14 protein-coding genes are annotated in these 18,483 nt (G+C 72.5%); 4 read left to right on the top strand and 10 right to left on the bottom strand.

All coding sequences use genetic code 11. The features are described 5' to 3' along the window. The first annotated feature begins 150 nt into the window (after positions 1 to 150). A complete protein-coding gene (ligA, locus tag FDP22_RS10970) occupies positions 151 to 2,271 on the top strand; it encodes an NAD-dependent DNA ligase LigA (protein WP_138572899.1) in 2,121 nt (706 codons plus the stop codon). A gap of 139 nt (positions 2,272 to 2,410) precedes the next feature. On the opposite strand, the gene FDP22_RS10975 is transcribed toward ligA, so the two are convergent. The 8 genes from FDP22_RS10975 to FDP22_RS11010 all read right to left on the bottom strand — a co-directional run bounded on the left by FDP22_RS10975 (position 2,411) and on the right by FDP22_RS11010 (position 13,561). After that, positions 2,411 to 3,523 carry a M48 family metalloprotease gene (locus FDP22_RS10975; RefSeq protein ID WP_138572901.1) on the bottom strand — a complete coding sequence of 371 codons (1,113 nt, stop codon included), beginning with the start codon at positions 3,521 to 3,523 and terminating at the stop codon, positions 2,411 to 2,413. A 481-nt stretch (positions 3,524 to 4,004) separates the two neighbouring features. Beyond that, positions 4,005 to 5,627 carry a long-chain-fatty-acid--CoA ligase gene (locus FDP22_RS10980; protein ID WP_138572903.1) on the bottom strand — a complete coding sequence of 541 codons (1,623 nt, stop codon included), beginning with the start codon at positions 5,625 to 5,627 and terminating at the stop codon, positions 4,005 to 4,007. A gap of 105 nt (positions 5,628 to 5,732) precedes the next feature. After that, positions 5,733 to 7,931 carry a 3-hydroxyacyl-CoA dehydrogenase NAD-binding domain-containing protein gene (locus tag FDP22_RS10985; protein WP_138572905.1) on the bottom strand — a complete coding sequence of 733 codons (2,199 nt, stop codon included), beginning with the start codon at positions 7,929 to 7,931 and terminating at the stop codon, positions 5,733 to 5,735. A gap of 77 nt (positions 7,932 to 8,008) precedes the next feature. Continuing rightward, the gene (locus FDP22_RS10990) at positions 8,009 to 9,220 is read right to left on the bottom strand and encodes an acetyl-CoA C-acetyltransferase (RefSeq protein WP_138572907.1); all 1,212 of its coding nucleotides are present in this window, start codon (positions 9,218 to 9,220) and stop codon (positions 8,009 to 8,011) included. A 16-nt stretch (positions 9,221 to 9,236) separates the two neighbouring features. Beyond that, on the bottom strand, positions 9,237 to 9,872 hold the full coding sequence (locus tag FDP22_RS10995; RefSeq protein ID WP_138572909.1) for a glutathione S-transferase family protein: 636 nt from the start codon (positions 9,870 to 9,872) through the stop codon (positions 9,237 to 9,239). A 42-nt stretch (positions 9,873 to 9,914) separates the two neighbouring features. After that, the gene (locus tag FDP22_RS11000) at positions 9,915 to 11,693 is read right to left on the bottom strand and encodes an acyl-CoA dehydrogenase (RefSeq protein ID WP_138572911.1); all 1,779 of its coding nucleotides are present in this window, start codon (positions 11,691 to 11,693) and stop codon (positions 9,915 to 9,917) included. 214 nt (positions 11,694 to 11,907) lie between these two features. Continuing rightward, complete coding sequence (locus FDP22_RS11005) at positions 11,908 to 12,273, bottom strand: MerR family DNA-binding protein (RefSeq protein WP_239031937.1); 366 nt, start codon at positions 12,271 to 12,273, stop codon at positions 11,908 to 11,910. 139 nt (positions 12,274 to 12,412) lie between these two features. Further along, positions 12,413 to 13,561 carry a putative manganese transporter gene (locus FDP22_RS11010; RefSeq protein ID WP_138572915.1) on the bottom strand — a complete coding sequence of 383 codons (1,149 nt, stop codon included), beginning with the start codon at positions 13,559 to 13,561 and terminating at the stop codon, positions 12,413 to 12,415. Positions 13,562 to 13,720: 159 nt separating this feature from the next. Between FDP22_RS11010 and FDP22_RS11015 the strand changes: the two genes are divergently transcribed. The 3 genes from FDP22_RS11015 to FDP22_RS11025 all read left to right on the top strand — a co-directional run bounded on the left by FDP22_RS11015 (position 13,721) and on the right by FDP22_RS11025 (position 16,150). Next, the gene (locus FDP22_RS11015; protein ID WP_138572917.1) at positions 13,721 to 14,176 is read left to right on the top strand and encodes a PaaI family thioesterase; all 456 of its coding nucleotides are present in this window, start codon (positions 13,721 to 13,723) and stop codon (positions 14,174 to 14,176) included. Further along, positions 14,176 to 14,688, top strand: coding sequence for a PaaI family thioesterase (locus tag FDP22_RS11020; RefSeq protein WP_138572919.1), 513 nt, complete (start codon positions 14,176 to 14,178; stop codon positions 14,686 to 14,688). The genes FDP22_RS11015 and FDP22_RS11020 overlap by 1 nt, the downstream gene beginning before the upstream one ends. A 121-nt stretch (positions 14,689 to 14,809) precedes the next feature. After that, entirely contained in the window at positions 14,810 to 16,150 is a 1,341-nt protein-coding gene (locus FDP22_RS11025) for an MATE family efflux transporter (RefSeq protein ID WP_138572921.1), read from the top strand. 612 nt (positions 16,151 to 16,762) lie between these two features. On the opposite strand, the gene FDP22_RS11030 is transcribed toward FDP22_RS11025, so the two are convergent. Together FDP22_RS11030 and FDP22_RS11035 are read right to left on the bottom strand one after the other, a co-directional pair. Continuing rightward, positions 16,763 to 17,815 carry a quinone-dependent dihydroorotate dehydrogenase gene (locus FDP22_RS11030; RefSeq protein WP_138572923.1) on the bottom strand — a complete coding sequence of 351 codons (1,053 nt, stop codon included), beginning with the start codon at positions 17,813 to 17,815 and terminating at the stop codon, positions 16,763 to 16,765. A 301-nt stretch (positions 17,816 to 18,116) separates the two neighbouring features. Then, positions 18,117 to 18,458 (bottom strand): DUF952 domain-containing protein, encoded by a 342-nt coding sequence (locus FDP22_RS11035; RefSeq protein ID WP_138572925.1) that lies wholly within the window; start codon positions 18,456 to 18,458, stop codon positions 18,117 to 18,119. Between the last annotated feature and the right edge of the window lie 25 nt (positions 18,459 to 18,483).

Raw genomic sequence — 18,483 nt, forward strand, 5'->3', positions numbered from 1 at the left:
GTCGGGTGGCGGTGCCGGCCCCACGCTGGGAGGTGCGCCGGGCAAGGCGACGCCGGGCGGGCGGTGTCGGTGGCCGGTCGCCCGCGTGGGGAGGGCGCTGGACGCTGCCGGCCGAAAAGCTAGATTGCTCCCCGATCTTCGGGAGGGCGAATCGTGAGCGACACTGACATTTCCGATCTGACGGAAGACCAGGCCCGGGCCGAACTGGAATGGCTGGCCGCCCGCATCGCGGAGGCCGATGTCGCCTATCACCGGGAGGACGCACCGCTCCTGACTGATTCGGACTATGACGCCCTGCGCCGGCGGAACCTGGCGATCGAGGAGCGGTTTCCGCATCTGCGCCGCGCCGACAGCCCGGCGATGCGGGTCGGCGCCGCCCCGGCGGACGGGTTTTCCAAGGTGCGCCACCGGGTCCGGATGCTGTCGCTCGCCAATGCCTTCTCCGCGGAGGAGGTAACCGAGTTCGACACCCGCATCCGCCGGTTCCTCGGGCTCGATGCCGAGGCGCCGCTGGCCTACACCGCCGAGCCGAAGATCGACGGCCTCTCCCTGTCGCTGCGCTATGAGAAGGGCGTGCTCGTGCAGGCCGCCACCCGGGGCGATGGCGCCGAGGGCGAGAATGTCACCGCCAATGCCCGCACCGTGGACGACATTCCCGAGCGGATCGCCGATGCGCCGGAGGTGATGGAGGTGCGCGGCGAGGTCTACATGGCCCATGACGATTTCGAGGCGCTGAACGCAGCGCAGGAGGCGCGCGGGGCGCGGCCCTTCGCCAATCCGCGCAACGCGGCCGCGGGCTCGCTGCGCCAGCTCGACGCCGGCGTGACCGCGGCGCGGCCGCTGCGCTTCTTCGCCTATGCCTGGGGCGAGGTGTCCGAGCCCCTGGGCGAAACCCAGTCCGGCGTGCTGGCGCGCTTCAAGGCCATGGGTTTCAGTGTGAACCCGCTCACGCAGCTTTGCGACGGGCCGGGGGCGATGATCGCGCGCTACGATCACATCGCGGCCGAGCGCGCCATGCTGCCCTATGACATCGATGGCGTAGTCTACAAGCTTGACCGGCTGGACCTGCAGGAGCGGCTCGGCTTCCGCTCCACCACGCCGCGCTGGGCCATCGCGCACAAGTTCGCGGCCGAGGAGGCGGTGACCGAGCTCACTGCCATCGAGATCCAGGTGGGCCGGACCGGGGCGCTTTCGCCCGTCGCGCGGCTGCGGCCGGTCACGGTGGGCGGCGTGGTGGTCTCGAACGCCACCCTGCACAACGAGGATTACATTGCCGGACGGGGCGGCGACGGCGAGCCGATCCGCGAGGGTCGCGACATCCGCGTGGGCGACTGGGTAACGGTCTACCGCGCCGGCGACGTGATCCCGAAGATCAAGGACGTGGACCTCTCGCGCCGGCCGGACAGTGCCGTGCCCTATGTCTTCCCGGAGACCTGCCCGGCCTGCGGCAGCCACGCCCCGCGCGAGCCCGGAGAGGCGGTGCGGCGCTGCAGCGGCGGGTTGATCTGCCCGGCGCAATCGGTTGAGAAGCTTCGGCATTTCGTGTCCCGCGCCGCGTTCGACATCGACGGTCTCGGCGCCCGGCAGGTGGAGGCCTTCCACTCCATGGGCTGGGTGAACGAGCCGGCGGACATCTTCACCCTGAAGGACCGGCACGGCCCGGGCAACCTGCAGCGGGTGCAGTCGCTGGAGGGCTGGGGCGAGAAATCCGCCACCAAGCTGTTCGCGGCCATCGACGAGCGCCGCCGCATCCCGCTCAACCGGCTGATCTTCGGCCTCGGCATCCGCCATGTCGGCGAGAGCACCGCCACGTTGCTGGCGCGGCACTACGGTTCGTGGCGGGCGTTCGAGGCGGCGATGCGCGCCGCGCAGGAGGACGAGGCGGAGCGCCAGGGCCTGCTGGACATCGACGGCGTGGGCACCGTGCTCGCCTCCGCCCTGATCGAGACCTTCGCCGAGCCGAACGCCCGCGCCGCGATGGACCGGCTGCTGGCGCAACTGGAGGTCGAGGATGTCGCGGCGCCGAGCGGCGCCGGCAGCCCGGTCGCCGGCAAGACGGTGGTCTTCACCGGCACGCTGGAGAAGATGACCCGGGCCGAGGCCAAGGCCCGTGCCGAGAGCCTCGGGGCCAAGGTGTCCGGCTCGGTGTCGAAGAAGACGGACATCGTGGTGGCCGGCCCCGGCGCCGGTTCGAAACTGGCGCAGGCCGAGGCGCTCGGTCTCGAGGTGCTGAGCGAGGATGACTGGCTGGCGCTGATTTCCGGAGCCTGAGGGGCCCGGCCGGTGGATGTCGCGGGTGGTCTCGGGGCCTGTCGGTCCGCCGCCACGCGGGCAGACTGCGGGCCCCGGCGCGGATCAGGGGCGGCCGCCCGGCCCGGGGAGCGCGTGCGCGGCCCCTCCCGGCCGCGCGTCAGCGGTCGCAGATGCCGCGCAGGGCCACCCAGTCCTGATCATCGAGGGAGGGGATGAAGGGCGCGGCTGCTTCCGGCGCAGGCGGCTCCGGCATCACGTGGCGTGCGGCGTGCGGCACCGGGCCTGTGCCGGTGTCCGTGGCGCCCTGTGCGGCCAGCCGGCGCAGCAGGGCCTGGCCGGCGGTCTCGGGCAGTCCCGCCTGGCGGAGCAGCCCGGTGGCGCGGGCGATGGCCTCGGCTTCGCGCTTGTCGGCGTAGTCGCTCTGCGGCAGGTCGGCGGCGAGGCGCGAGACGGTGTCCGGCGAGAGGCGGCCGAACACGATCTCGGCGATTTCCATCGGGGTGGCGGCGGCGAGGGTGCGGCCCGTGGGGTCCTCCGCCAGGGCATGGCCGAGGGCATGGGCGAGCAGGCCGGCGAGGTCCTCGGGGCTGTCGGCCGCCTCGATCAGTCCGCGAAACACCAGGATGCGGTGGCCGGGCACGGCGAAGGCGCTCTGCATCGGGTGGTCGAACACCTGGACCGTGACGCGCCCGCCGGCGGCGTCGCCGCGGGTGAGCCGGGTCATCATCCGGGTCAGCGCCCGCACGCCCTCCGGCGCGTCGCACATGCGCAGCGGCGTGCCGTCGCCCAGGTCCGTGCGCAGGTCCTGGACCATGGCGCGGCCGAGCAGTTGCTGGCGGGCCTGCGGCAGCAGCAGCGCGATCTGCACCGCCATCATCGGCACCGCGAGATAGAGCGCGACCAGCGCCGCGGCCAGCAGCCCCGCGCCGCCGATCAGCTTCAGCGCCCGGCGGTTTCGGGGCTGCGGCGTGCCGTCGAGGTCGCGGCAGACGAGGGTGAGCGCCTCGATCATGTCCGGATCCGACAGTTCCAGCCGCTCGTCGCTCTCCGGCCCGGGCGACAGGCGCAATGGGCCGTCCGGCGGCGAATCCGGCAGGCGGCGCAGCGAGGCGAGCGCCCAGTGGGTGATCGGCAGGTCATTCGTGCTGAGCAGGGTGAGGGTGGCCTCGCCGAACTTCACGACCACCTCGCGCGGGTGATCCTCGAAGCCGTCGTAATAGAGGCCGAGCGCTTCCAGCAGCGCATAGCGTTCGAGAGCGGTGCGGGACATCAGTGCAGGGCGCTCCTGCGGGGTGCGACCGGCCGCGACGCGGCGTGGCGGGCGGCTGTCCTGTCACTGCCCGGTAGAGAGGGCAGGGGTCTGATGCTCATTTCATGCGTTCTTTCCGGGCGAAGCTCTCGGCGCAGAGCCTACCAAGGCGGCGCGGGAAGGTCATCCGCCAATGCGCGTGGGGCCGCGGGTTGCGCGCGAGTGTGGTGCGGGAGCCGCGCCTGAGCCGGGGCCGGCGCCGGGGCGGGGGCCGGCGCCGGGGCTGGGGCGGGGGACCCCCCGTTGCACGCAGGACTGCGCGCGTGCCGGCGCCGGGCTGGTTCCGGCCCTTTCCGGTCACCGTGCGTCCCGCGATCCGTCCGTTTCCCGTGCCGGCCCGGTGTCCGCGGTGCAACACTGCGGCAACCTTTCTCCGGCACGCTTGTCCGGCGCGCATTCCACTGGGTGTCCGGCCCCCGTGCCGGCGCGGTGCGGGCGGCGCTCACTCCGGTGCGACGTAGTTCATCTCCGCCAGTTGCCGGCGCAGGGTGAGCTTGGAGATCTTGCCGGTGGCCGTGTGCGGGATCTCGGAGACGAAGAGCACGTCGTCGGGCACCTGCCAGCGCGCGAAGCGGGTGGCGATGAGGTCCAGGATGTCCCGCTTGTCCGGGTGCCGGCCGGGGCGGGGCACCACCACCAGCAGCGGGCGCTCGTCCCATTTCGGGTGGGGGATGCCGATGGCGGCGGCCTCGGCCACGTCCGGGTGGCCGACGGCTGCGTTTTCCAGCGCGATGGAGGAGATCCATTCGCCGCCGGACTTGATCACGTCCTTGGAGCGGTCGGTAATGCGCACGTAGCCGTGCGCGTCCATGGTGGCCATGTCCCCGGTGTCGAACCAGCCCTCGGGGCAGAGCGCGTCCTCCTCCTCGTTGAGGTAGCGGCGCAGCACGGCGGGGCCGCGGGCCTTCAGCCGGCCCTGCGTGCGGCCGTCATGCGGCAAGGGGCGGCCGGCGTCGTCGGTGATGGCGAGGTCGATCATGAAGGGCGGGTGGCCCACGGTCTCCTGCGTGTCGAGCCGGGCCTCCGGCCCGAGGGCGGCCACCTCCGGCTTGAAGGTGCAGACCGTGCCCAGAGGGGACATTTCGGTCATTCCCCAGGCGTGCAGCACCTGCACGCCGTAGCGCTCCTGGAAGGCCTCGATGACGGCGCGCGGGCAGGAGGAGCCGCCGATCACCACCCGGTCGAGATGCGGCAGGTCCAGCCGGTTCTCCTCCAGATAGCGCAGCAGGCCCAGCCAGATGGTGGGCACGGCAGCGGTGATGGTGACCCCGAGCGACAGCATCTCGTAGAGCCCGGCGGGGCTCATGTCGCGCCCCGGCATCACCATGGCCGCGCCAGACATCGGCGCGGAATAGGCGCAGGACCAGCCGTTGGCGTGGAACAGCGGCACCACCGGCATCAGCGTGTCGGAGGAGGCGAGACCGAACATGTCGCGCGCCTGGGCGGTGAGGGCGTGGAGCACGTTGGAGCGGTGGGTGTAGACCACGCCCTTGGGGTTTCCCGTGGTGCCGGAGGTGTAGCAGATGCCGCAGGCGTCGCGCTCCGAACCCTCTGTCCAGCCGGTGTCGCCGTCCGTGCCGGCAAGCCAGTCCTCGTAGCTGATGGCGGGCAGGGCGGTGGCGGGCATGCGCGCCGTGTCGGTGAGCACGATCCAGCGGCGGACCTTCGGCAGCCGGTCGGCGATGGCCTCCAGCACCGGCAGCAGGTCCGCGTCGACCATCATCACCGTGTCGCCGGCGTGGTTGATGATGTAGACGAGCTGGTCCGCGAAGAGGCGCGGGTTGAGCGTGTGCAACACCGCGCCTGCGCCGGGCACGCCGTACCACACCTCCATCATCCGCGGCGTGTTCCAGGCCATCACGCCCACCACGTCGCCCCGGCCGATGCCGTCGCGCCGCAGTGCCTGGGTCACGCGCAGGGCAGCCCCGCGCAGGGCGCCGTAGGTGGTGTCGATCCGGTCTCCCTCCGCGCTGCGGCCGGCCAGCCGGCGCCCGGCATGGTAGCGCGCCGCGTGGTCGAGAATATGCGTCACGCGCATTTCCCAGTCCTGCATCAGGTCGTGCATTCGCGTGTCCTCCCAAGTGCTCTTGTGCGGGCCTTTGGCGGCCCTTGGGGAGGAGCGTAGCACGGTTTGCGGGCTGCGCCCCTCACGCTTGTGCGCGCGCCGCCCTCAGGCGGCGGCGCGCTGGCCGGAGCCTGGGTAGAAGCGCCGGTTGCTCGCCGCCATTTCGCGCAGCAGCTCGGGCGGGGCGAAGCGCGGGCCGCAGCGCGCGGCGAGGTCCTCGGCCAGCTCCAGCACCCGGCCCGGCCCGGTCATGTCCACCCAGGAGAACGGCCCGCCGGACCAAGGCATGAACCCCCAGCCGAGGATGGCGCCCACGTCGCCTGCGCGCACATCAGTGAGCACGCCCTCCTCCAGCGCGCGCAGGGCCTCCAGCACCTGGATGAGGATGAGGCGCTGGCGCACCTCCTCCACCCCCGGCTGTTCGGGCGCGGGCGGCCAGTGCCCTGCCAGCCCGGGCCAGAGGCCGGTGCGTTTGCCTGCATCGTCATACGCATAGAAGCCGGCCTTCGCCTTGCGCCCCAGCCGGCCCTCGCCCTCCAGCGTGAAGATCACCGCGTCCGCGGCGCCGGGGGCGTGGCCCTCGCCGGCGGCGCTCGTGGCCCGGGCGATGCGCGCGGCGAGGTCGATGGAGGTCTCGTCCACCAGCTGCAGCGGCCCCAGCGGCATGCCCATGCCTGTGGCGGCGTGTTCCACCAGCGCCGGGCTCACCCCCTCTGCCACCAGGCTCACCCCCTCGTTGATGTAGGGGATGATGCAGCGGTTGGCGTAGAAGAAGCGCGCGTCGTTCACCACGATCGGGGTCTTGCCGATCTGGCGCACGAAGTCGAGCGCGCGGGCCACGGCGGCGTCGCCCGTCTCCTTGCCGCGGATGATCTCCACCAGCATCATCCGGTCCACCGGCGAGAAGAAATGGATGCCGATGAAATTTTCCGGCCGGGCGCTGGCCCTTGCCAGCCCCGAGACCGGCAGGGTGGAGGTGTTGGTGGCGAAGGTGGCCTCCGCGCCCAGAAGCGCCTCGGCGGCGGAGATGACCGGCGCCTTCACGCCGGGGTCCTCGAACACGGCCTCGATGACGAGGTCGGCGCCGGCGAGCAGGCCCATGTCGGCCCCGGCGGTGATGCGGGCGAGGGCGGCGTCGCGCGCCTCCGGCGCGAGGCGGCCGCGCTCCACGCTCGCCCCCAGCCGCTTCGCGATGCCGGCGCGGCCCGCCTCGGCGGCCTGCCCGTCCCGGTCGAGCAGCACCACGTCTATGCCGGCGGCGGCGGCCACCTGGGCGATGCCGGCCCCCATCATCCCCGCCCCGATTACGCCGAGGCGGGAGACCTTGCGGTCGGCCACGCCCTCGGGCCGCAGGGCGCCCTTCTCCAGCGCCTGCTTGGAGAGGAACAGCGAGCGGATCATCGCCTCCGAGGAAGGGTTCAGCATCACGGCGGTGAAGTGGCGCGCCTCGATCCTCAGCGCGGTGTCGAAGGGCACCAGCGCGCCCTCGTAGATGGCCGAGAGCAGCGCCCTCGCCGCCGGGTACACGCCTTGCGTGCGGCCATGCACCATCGCGGCGGCCCCCACGAAGGTGGGAAAGCCGGGGGCGGTGTAGGGCGCGCCGCCGGGCATCTTCCAGCCCTTGCGGTCCCAGGGCTTGATCAGCTCGTCCGGTTTCGCGGAGAGCACCCAGGCGCGGGCGGTCTCCAGCAGCGCCTCGGGCTCGCTCACCTCGTCGATCAGGCCGAAGTCCAGCGCCTCGGCGGGTTTCATCATCTTGCCTTCCAGCAGGATGGGCGCGGAGGCCATCAGCCCCAGCATGCGCGAGACCCGCATGGTGCCGCCGGCGCCGGGGAACAGCCCCACCTTGATCTCCGGCAGGCCCAGGCGGGCGCGCGGCGCGTCGGCCACGAAGCGGCGGTGGCAGGCGAGCGCGATCTCCAGCCCGATGCCGGCGGCGGTACCGGGCGAGGCCCAGGCCACCGGCTTGCCGCCCTTGCCGGTCTTCGGGTCCGCCCCCGCGCGCTCCAGCCGGCGCAGCACGCCGTGCATCTTCATCAACCCCTCGAAGATGCCCTTCGCCGGCTCCGCGCCGGAGGAGGCGCGCAGCGCGCCGAGCACCCGCAGGTCCATGCCGCCGGCGAAATCCTTCTTGGCGGAGGTCACGATGATGCCCTTGATCGCGTCATCGGCCAGCGCGCGCTCCAGGTGGGTGGAGAGCGCGTCCAGCGCCTCGAAGGTGAGCACGTTCATCGCGGTGTCGGGCTGGTCCCAGATCAGGGTGGCCACGCCGGAGGGGTCGGCCATGTAGTGGAAATCGGTCATCGGTCTCACTCCTGTGCGGGCAGTGGCGCGCCGGTGCGGCGGGTGCGGCTCCGGCGGGAGGAAAGCAGGCGCATCGCTCACACCCGCTCGATGATGGTGGCCGCCCCCATGCCGGAGCCGATGCACAGCGTGGTGAGGGCGGTCTCCTTGTCCGAGCGCTCCAGCTCGTCGAGCACGGTGCCGAGGATCATCGCGCCGGTGGCGCCCAGCGGATGGCCCATGGCGATGGCGCCGCCGTTCACGTTCACCCGGTCGTGGTCGAGGTCGAAGGCCTGCATGAAGCGCAGCACCACGGAGGCGAAGGCCTCGTTCACCTCGAAGAGGTCGATGTCGTCGGCGCTCATGCCCGCCCGCTCCAGCACCCGGCGGGAGACGGGCACCGGGCCGGTGAGCATGATCGTGGGGTCGGAGCCGATCTTGGCCGTGGCGCGGATGCGGGCGCGGGGCGTGAGGCCGGCCGCCGTGCCGAAGGCCTTCGAGCCGATCAGCACCCCGGCCGCGCCATCGGCGATGCCGGAGGAATTGCCGGCATGGTGCACGTGCGCGATGCGCTCCAGCTCGGGGTATTTCATCAGCGCCACGGCGTCGAAGCCCGGCATCACCTCGCCCAGTTCGCGGAAGGAGGGCTTCAGCGCGCCGAGGGACTGCATGTCGGTGCCGGGGCGGGGGAGTTCGTCGCGCGCGAGGATCTCCAGCCCGTTGCGGTCGCGCACCGGGGCGACGGAGCGGGCGAAGCGCTCCTCTTCCCAGGCGCGGGCGGCGCGCCTCTGGCTTTCCACCGCGTAGGCGTCGCAGGTGTCGCGGTCGAAGCCGTAGCGGGTGGCGATGATGTCCGAGGAGATGCCCTGCGGCACGAAATAGGCCTTCATCGCGAGCTCCGGGTCGGCGGCGATGGCACCGCCGTCGGTGCCCATGGGCACGCGGGACATGCTCTCCACCCCGCCGGCGATATAGGCCTCGCCCTGGCCGCCCATCACCTGGCCCGCGGCCATGTTCACCGCCTCGAGGCCGGAGGCGCAGAAGCGGTTGACCGAGACGCCCGGCACGCTCTCGTCGAGCCCGGAGAGCAGCACGGCCGAGCGCGCGAGGCACGCGCCCTGTTCGCCGATCTGGGTGACATTGCCCCAGATCACGTCCTCGATGAGCCGGCTGTCGAGCCCGTTGCGGGCCACGAGCGCGTCGAGGATGTCGGCGGAGAGGCGGACGGCCGAGACCTCGTGCAGCGCGCCGTCCGGCTTGCCCTTGCCGCGCGGGGTGCGCGCGGTGTCGTAGATGTAGGCGTCGGTCATCTCGGTCTCCCGCGTGTCAGCCGGGCAGGGGATGGCCCGGCATCAGGTCGTAGGGGTGTTTCCAGCCGGGCAGGGCGCGGATGCGCTCCGCCCAGGCGGCCACGGCGGGGAATTCCGCCGGGTCGAAGCCGAACTCGGGGCCGTAGAAGATGTAGCCGCAGCAGGAGAGGTCGGCGGTGGTCATCCTCGGTGCCGCGATCCACTCCCGGTCCTTCAGATGCGCCTCCAGCACCTTCATCGCCGCGCGCCAGCGGCCGGTGAGGAAGGCGATCACGTCCGGGTTGCGCGCCTTCTCGGGGGCGAAGTTGGCGAGGAACCGGGCGGTGGCGATGTTGGCGGTGAGCTTGTGGTTGTCCCAGAGCGTCCAGCGCAGGATCTCGCGGCGCTCCTCCTCCGTCTCCGGGCCGAAGCGGCCCAGGGTGCCGGCGAGGTAATCCAGGATCACCCCGGACTGGCTGAGGATGAGGCCGGCGTGTTCGAGCACCGGCGCCTCGGCCATCGGGTTGAGGGCGGTGTATTCGGGGCTGCGCACGGCGCCGTGGAAGAAATCCACGAACCGCGGCTCCCAGTCCGCGCCGCAGAGTTCCAGCATCAGCGCCGGCTTGTAGGCGTTGCCCGACTGGGCGAAGCAATGGAGGGCGTAGTCGGCCATGGTATGTCCTTGTTGCAGGGCGCGCGCGTGCGGCCCCGGGGCTCAGTAGGCGCTCTCGGCAAGCCCGGTGACCGGGCCGGCGCCGGTGCGGATGCGGATCAGGCGCAGCGCGGTCTCGGGCAGGATGCGGGCCATGTAGAAGCGGCCGGTGGCCAGCTTCGCCTCGTAGAATGCCGGGTCTTCGGGGGTGCCGGCAAGGGCGGCGGCGGCCACGCGGGCCATGTCGGCCCAGGCCCGGCCGAGGCAGACCAGCCCGAACAGGTGGAGGAAGTCGGTGGCCCCCGCGAGAGCGCCCGCCGGGTCGGCCGGCCCTTCGGAGGCGAGCCAGGCAACGCCCTCTCCCAGGTCCGCCGCGCCGGCGGCCAGCGGCCCGAGGAACTCCGCCGGCAGGCTGCCGTCTGCCGCGCAGGCGGAGAGGAACTCGCCGGTCTCGCGCAGGTATCCCGCGATGTGCTGGCCCGTGTCGGCCGGCAGCTTGCGGCCCACGAGGTCGAGCGCCTGCACGCCGTTGGTGCCCTCGTAGATCATCGCCACCCGCGCATCGCGCAGGAATTGCGCGATGCCGGTTTCCTCGATGTAGCCGTGGCCGCCGAACACCTGCTGGGCGTTCACGCAGGCCTCGAAGCCGCGGTCGGTGAGGAAGGCCTTCACCACCGGGGTGAGCAGCGCCAGCCGCCCGGCGGCCTCGGGGTCGCCGCTGTGCTCCACCGCGTCCACCAGTGCGGCGGTGGAGAGGAGGAAGGCCCGCCCACCCTCCACGAAGGCGCGCTGTTCCATCAGGATGCGGCGGATGTCGGGGTGGCGGAGGATCGGGTCCGCCGGCTGCGCGGGGTCCGAGGGGCCGATGACGGCGCGGCCCTGCAGCCGCTCCCGCGCCCAGGTGACCGCGGCCTGATGGGCGGCCGCGGCCTGCGCCAGCCCCTGCAGCCCCACCTTGATGCGGGCCTCGTTCATCATGGTGAACATCGCGCGCATGCCCTTGTGTTCTTCCCCGAGCAGGAAGCCTGTGGCGCCGTCGTAATCCATCACGCAGGTGGCGTTGGCGTGGATTCCCATCTTCTTCTCCAGCTTGGAGCAGGAGAGGGCGTTGCGCGGGCCCGGGGCGCCGGCAGCGTCGGGCAGGAATTTCGGCACGATGAACAGCGACACGCCGCGGATGCCCTCGGGCCCGCCGGGGATGCGCGCGAGCACGAGGTGGACGATGTTCTCGGTGAGGTCATGCTCGCCGGAGGAGATGAAGATCTTCTGGCCGGTGATGCGGTAGCTGCCGTCGGCCTGCGGCTCCGCGCGGCTGCGCATCAGGCCGAGGTCGGTGCCGCACTGCGGCTCGGTGAGGTTCATGGTGCCGGTCCAGCGGCCGGAGGTGAGCGGGGGCAGGTAGATGCGCTTCTGCGCCTCCGTGCCATGGGCGCGGATGGTGGAATACGCGCCGTGGGTGAGGCCGGGGTACATCATCAACGCCATGTTGGCGGAGACATGCATTTCCCCCACCGCGGCGCCGAGCAGGTGGGGCTGGCCCTGGCCGCCCCATTCCTGCGCGCAGTCCAGGGCGTTCCAGCCGTCGTCGCGCAGCAGGGCATAGGCCTCGGCGAAGCCCTGCGGCGTGCGCACCCCGCCGTTTTCCAGCCGGCAGCCGGCGCGGTCTCCCGAAGCGTTGAGCGGCGCGAGCACCTCGGTGGCGATGCGCCCGGCCTCGGCCAGCACGGCGGCGGTGGTTTCGGGGTCAAGCGCGCGGAGGGCGGGCACCGGGCTCTCGCCCGCCCGCAACACCTCGTGGAGCAGGAATGCGAAGTCCCTCAGCGGCGGCGCATAGGTCTGCATCGGCCCTCCCGGCGCTGATGACAGCGCGTTGCCCGGAGGGAACCGGTGATCGGCATGGCGACGGCATGCGGTGCGGGCTGGTGACCGGCTCCGGCCCGACTGTGGTTTCCCCCCCGGGCATGTTTCCTGTCCGGTTCCTCCAAGACGAGCGGTGCGGGGGCGATTCGATCAAGGGCTTCCCGGGCTCAGGGGCGCATAACGTCGCGTAAGCCCCTCATTCCGCGGCAAGGCGCTTTCCGGTGAGCAGGCCGCTGCTGGCGGCCTCGTGCAGGGCGCGCAGCTCCTCGATGGTCTGGTCCAGCTCCTCGCGCTCGCGCTCCAGCTCCTCCAGCCGGACGGCGGAGCTTTCGATCCACATGCGCACCTGCAGCTCGGGCCCGGTGTCCTGGTCATAGAGGTCGAGCCATTGCCGGATGCGCTCCAGCGCGAAGCCGAAGCGCCGGCCGAGCAGGATGAGCTTCAGCCGGCCACGGTCCCGCGCCGTGTACAGGCGCTTGCGCCCGTCACGCTCCGGCGCGATGAGTTCGATGTATTCGTAATACCGAAGTGTGCGGGGGGTGACGCCGAATTCGGCGCACATCTCGCTGATGGTCGATGGCCGCGTGGGCACGCCCGGAGCCTCCCTCCGCTGCTTATCTGAATGAGCGTTCATTTTCTGCGAAGCCTCGTCCGGGGTCAAGCGCCCGCGTGATGTCCGCGCGGGCGCCCCTCAGATGGGGTCAGAACAGTCCCGGGGCAAGGAAATGGAAGCCGTAGGCCACCAATAGTGCGGGAATCGTACTATAAAGCGTGGCCCGCACCGCGGCTTTCGGGTCCAGCGCGATGGCGGGGAACAGGGCGTCGCCGTCATTCGAGATGGCGTTGCCGATGAGTGCGGAGAACGGGATGAGCCCGTTCACGAACAGCGTGGTCACCAGCACCTGCGGCCCGCAGCCCGGAACCAGCCCCACGACGATGGCGATGAGCGGCAGAAGCGGCGTGACGGTGTCGAACACCTGGCCCAGATCGATGCCGGTGAGGGCGATGAGGTAGTCGTAGGCGAGATAGGCCATGATCACGTAGGCGGTGACGAAGCTGGTCTCCTCGCTCATCCGCGCCAGCGGCGGGTCCTGCGGGGAGGTGATCGCATCGACCGGCGAGGCGGCCCAGATCAGCGCGCCGAGGGCGATGCCGGCGAGGGCCACGCCCTGGGGCAGGGCGCCGAACGGCCCCGCCGGGTCGACATTGGCCAGCAGCATCGCCCCGAACACCAGTCCCGGCGCCGCGAGCGCGAGGGCGGCGATGTCGCGGGCCCGCACCCGCGAGATCCGTCCCGGCCGGGCAGCCGCCGCCCGCGCGCCGGGGCTGGCGCGCCCGGGCGCCAGCCAGTCCACCGCGTAGCCCGAGACGATGCCCGTGACCAGGCTGACCGGCAGCACCACCAGCGCCACGTCCGGCCGGGTGGCGATCAGCAGGAAGGCCGCGTCGCCCATGGTCGCCGTCAGGGTCGCGGTCACCGCGCCCATGCCGACATGGCCGGAGGAATAGGCCGCCACCACGAAGATCGCGCCGCCGCAGCCGGGCAGGGCGCCGAACAGCGCCGCGATCGGCACCTGGAAGCGGCTGTGCCGGCGCATCAGCGCGCCCACGTCCACGTGCCAGACCCGTTCCACTCCGTAGAACAGGAGCAGCGTGGCGGCCACGAAGACCGACACCTGCAGGTAGGCGTCCGTGAGCGCGCCGCGGGTGATGGCGCCCAGGTCTCCCGGCAACGCCGCCAGCGCGCCGAGCAGCAGGACGAGCGCCAGCCGGCCCGGCCGGAAGGGCCCACGCCGTGCGGGAAGGTCGGTGCGGGGCAGCCGTCCGGCGGCGCCGGTCTGGGGAAGCATCCTGGGGCTCTCCTTATTGAGAACAATTCTCAATTGCAACATCGGATCATTTCCGGCCAAAATCAAGGCGCGCGGATGACGCACCGGGCTGCGTTGCCGTTCCCGGCGGAGTATGGTCTCTTGCGGCGCAGTGAGGCGTGAGGGGAGGTCGCCCGGGACATGACTGCATTCGACCTTGAAGCGCGGATCGGCCTTGCGCGGGCCTTCATCGGCTCGCTGCCGCATGCGCAGGCGCTGGGGCTGGAATTCGTGTCCATGGGGCTGGCCGAGGCGGTGCTGCGCGTGCCCTATCACCCCCGGCTGGTCGGAGACCCGGAGACCGGCGTGATGCACGGCGGGGTGATCACCACGCTGCTGGACACCTGCTCGGGCACCGCCGTGATGCTGCACCCGACCAATGCGCAGATCACCGCCACGATGGACCTGCGCATCGACTACATGCGCGCCGCGGCGCCGGGCCTTGCGGTGAGCGCGCGCGCCCTGTGCTACCACACCACCCGCAACGTGGGCTTCGTGCGCGCTACCGCCTTCGAGGGCGCTGACGAGACTGCGGTCGTCGCCACCGCCAGCGGCGCCTTCATCATCGACCGCGACCCCCGGGAGGAGACATCCTGATGGCCCGCCCCGCGCCCGAACCCGTGCAGGTGATCAAGAAGCGGCGGGATGCGGCCCTGCGCCACCTTGTGGGCGCCGTGCCCTATATCGGCTTCCTCGGGGTCACCTTCGAGCGCCGGGGGGATGAGCTCACCGGCATCCTGCCCTATGCGCAGACCAACATCGGCAACCCGCTGCTGCCGGCGCTGCACGGCGGCGTCACCGGCGCCTTCCTGGAGATCACCGCCATCACCGAGCTGGCCTGGCAGATGATCTGGGAACGCATCGAGGGTGGCGGCGCGGAGGCGGCGCGGCTGGAGGCGGGCGGGATGATCTCGCTGCCGCGCACCATCGACTTCACGGTGGACTACCTGCGCTCCGGCCTGCCGCGCGACGCCTATGCCCGCGCGCGCATCACCCGCTCCGGGCGGCGCTATGCCTCCGTGCAGGTGGAGGGCTGGCAGGACAACCGCGAGAAACCGTTCATCCAGGCGACGGGGCATTTCATGATGCCCCGCTTCGACCGTGGCTGAGGCGGACCGCCGCGTCACCGGCCCGCGTGGCCGGGCGGGCACGCGGCGGCCCCTGCGCGGGCAAGGCTGAGGCACAGCCGCCTCCGCCCCTCAGCCGCAAGCCAGACCGGACCCCGGACCCATGACCGCCAGACTTTCCCCCGCCGACATCACCCATGCGCGGGTGCTGCGCATCGCGCTGCCCATCGCGCTCTCCAATGCCACCGTGCCCATCCTCGGCGCCGTCGACACCGGCGTCGTGGGGCAGATCGGGCTCGCCGCGCCCATCGGCGCCGTGGGCATCGGCGCCATCATCCTCACCTCGATCTACTGGGTGTTCGGCTTCCTGCGCATGGGCACCTCCGGCATGGTGGCCCAGGCGCGTGGCGCGGGCGACGTGGCCGAGACCGGGGCGCTGCTCACCCGCGCGCTCATGGTGGGCGGGCTGGCCGGGCTGGTGTTCATCGCCGCCCAGGGGCCGCTCTTCTGGGCGGCCTTCCGGGTGGCGCCGGCCTCCGACGCGGTGGAGGGGCTGGCGCGCGCCTATCTCTCCATCCGCATCTGGGGCGCGCCGGCGACCATCGCGCTCTACGCCGTCACCGGCTGGCTGATCGCGATGGAGCGCACCCGCGCGGTGCTGCTGCTGCAGGTCTGGATGAACGGGCTGAACGTGGGGCTGGACCTGTGGTTCGTCCTCGGGCTCGACTGGGGGGTGGAGGGGGTGGCCACGGCCACCCTGATCGCGGAGTGGACCGGGCTGGCGCTGGGCCTGTTCCTGTGCCGCGCCGCCTTCGCCGGGTCGCAATGGTGCGACTGGCCCCGGGTGTTCGATCGCCGACGCCTGCGCCGCATGGCCGCGGTGAACGGCGACATCATGGTGCGCTCGGTGCTGCTGCAGGCCAGCATCACCAGCTTCCTGTTCCTCGGCGCGGATTTCGGCGACGTGACGCTGGCGGCAAACCAGATCCTGCTGCAATTCCTCGAGATCACCGCCTGCGCGCTCGACGGGTTCGCCTTCGCGGCGGAGGCACTGGTGGGCCAGGCGATGGGCGCGCGCGCCCGCGCGGCGCTGCGCCGGGGCGCCTGGCTCTCCAGCCTCTGGGGCATCGGCGGGGCGCTGGCCCTCGCACTTGCCTTCGCGCTGGGCGGCAGTTTCGTCATCGACGCGATGACCACCGCGGCCCCGGTGCGCGCGGAGGCCCGCGCCTACCTGCCCTGGGCGGTGCTGGCCCCGGTGGTGGGCATCCTGGCCTGGATGTTCGACGGCATCTTCATCGGCGCCACCCGCACGCGGGACATGCGCATGGCGGCCGTGTGGTCCAGCCTGATCTACGCCGCAGCACTGCTCGCCCTCGTTCCGCTGTTTGCAAACCACGGGCTCTGGGCCGGGCTGATGGTGCTCAACACCGCGCGGGCCCTCACCCTCTGGCTGCGCTACCCCGGCCTGGAACGCGAAGCCGACACCCCGCCCCCGGCCGCCTGACACGCCGCGAGGACCAGGGCGCTGCCCGGGCCGAGACCGGCGCCCGGTCAGCGGGCCCTTGCGCAGGCCCCGGCCTGGCCGGAATGTGCCGCGTCAGTGCGTCAGTGCGTCAGTGCGTCAGTGCGTCAGTGCGTCAGTGCGGCACCGCCGCTGCGCCATGGCCTCGGGCCGCCCTCCGCCCCTGCGCCGTGCGGGCCCGCGTCAGGGAGGGCCGGGCAAGTGCCGCCCGAAGCCCGGGAGCCGCGCCGCGCGCCGGGCCCCGGTGCGGAGGCGCCATCCACCTGTCCGGCCGCGCTGGCGTCGAATCAGCCTGCCGCGCGGGGCGAGAACTGCCTTGCCGCAGTGCAAGCGAACAGCCGGCAACGCTGCGGGCGAACAGCCGGCGGCGCTGCAGTGAACAGCCCGCGACGTTGGCGGCGAACGGCCGGCGGAGTTGCAGGCGAACCGCCGGTTGCGTCGCGGCCCACCCGCTCGTGGCACGGCAGGCGAACGGCCCGTGACGTGGCAGGCGAAGCGCCCTGCCGCGTTGCAGGCGAACAGCTCCACGCGGGCAGGGAGCAGCCATGCCGCGCGGGCGGGACGGCGGGCCGTCGCCCGGGCAGCCGGGGGGCTTCAGGCGTGATCGGCGCCCACTGCCTCCGCCACGGTGGCGAAGCCGTCGCGTGCCAGCAGCGCGTCCAGCCCGGTGAGGATGGTCGGCACCAGCGACAGGCCGCGGTAGGCCAGCGCCGTGTAGAGCTGCAGCGCCGAGGCCCCGGCGCGGATCTTGGCATAGGCCTGCTCCGCCGAGCCGATGCCGCCCACGCCGATGAGCGGCACCGCGCCCCCGGTGAGCCGGTAAAGCTCCGAGAGCACCGCCGTGGAGCGCTCGAACACCGGCTGGCCGGAGAGGCCGCCGGCCTCGCCGCGCGCCGCACTCGTGAGCCCGTCCCGGGCGAGGGTGGTGTTGGTGGCCACGATGGCGTCGATGCCGGTTTCGCGCGCGGTGGCGGCGATGTCGGCGAGGGCCGCGACGTCGAGGTCCGGCGCGATCTTGAGGAACACCGGGATGCGCCGGGGCAGGGCGGCGCGCGCCGCCAGCACCCCGTCAAGCAGCGCGCGCAGGGCGGCGGGGCCCTGCAGGTCGCGCAGCTTCTCCGTGTTGGGCGAGGAGATGTTCACCGTGGCGAAATCCACCAGCGGCCCCAGGCGCGCGATCAGCGCCACGTAATCCGCCGCGCGGTCCGCGCTGTCTTTGTTCGCGCCGAGGTTCAGGCCGGTGATGCCGGCGGGGCGCGGGGCTTCCAGCGCCTGCGCCATCGCCTCCATGCCCTTGTTGTTGAAGCCGAAACGGTTGATGACACCGACGTCCTGTTCCAGCCGGAACAGGCGCGGGCGCGGGTTTCCCGGCTGCGGGCGGGGGGTGACGGCGCCCACTTCCACGAAGCCGAAGCCCGCGCGCAGCAGCGGCGCCAGCGCCTCGGCGTTCTTGTCGAATCCGGCGGCGAGGCCCAGCGGGTTCGCAAGGTCCAGCCCGGCAAGGCGCGTGGCCAGGCGCGGCGAGGTGATCGCCCCCGGCGCGGGCGCGAGCCCGAGGCGCAGTGCCCGGATGGCGAGGCCGTGGGCGGTCTCGGGGTCGAGGCGGCGCAGCAGCGGCAGGCCGGCGCGTTCGAGGAAGGCGGACATGGGCAGGCTCCGGGGCAGCGGCAGGGGTGCCGTTCTATCGGACGGAGCGGGGCCCGGGGTCAAGAGGCGGGCGGCCGGTGTCCTTCTCGTCGGGGTCATGGCCGGGGCGGTGCGGGGAGAGGGCCGGCGGAGCGCGTCGCGCGTGCCGAGCGGCCCGATGGATGGCGGGAGGCCCCGGCGCTGCGGCCGGGGCAGCGGAGCGTGGGGTGGCGGTGCCGGCACAGGGAGCGGGGCCAGGGTGGCTCGGCGGCCCGTGTTTCCCGGCAGGGTGACCGGGCCGCGCGGGGCGGCCCGGGGTGGCTCAGGCAAGCTCGGGGAAGATGTGGCGGCCGTCGGGGCCCAGCGGCAGCGGGCGGCACCAGAGGATCTCCTCGCGCGCCAGCGGGCGGTAGAGATGCGGGAAAAGCGCGCCGCCGCGCGAGGGCTCCCAGCGCAGCTCGGGGCCGAGGGCATCGGCCTCGAGGGCGGCGAGCATCAGGCCCTCGGCGCCGGCGAAGTGCTTCGCCGCCGTCTCCGCCGCCTGGGGGGCGGTGGAGAAGTGGATGAAGCCGTCCGCAAGGTCCACCGGGGCGCCGCGCGTGCTGCCCGAGGCGGTCAGCGCGTCCCATTCCGGGGCGCGCCATATCTTGTAGATCAGGGGCATGCGTGGCTTTCCTGACGTGTCGCGA

This window comes from Paroceanicella profunda (genome assembly GCF_005887635.2).
In the GTDB taxonomy this organism is placed as follows: domain Bacteria; phylum Pseudomonadota; class Alphaproteobacteria; order Rhodobacterales; family Rhodobacteraceae; genus Paroceanicella; species Paroceanicella profunda.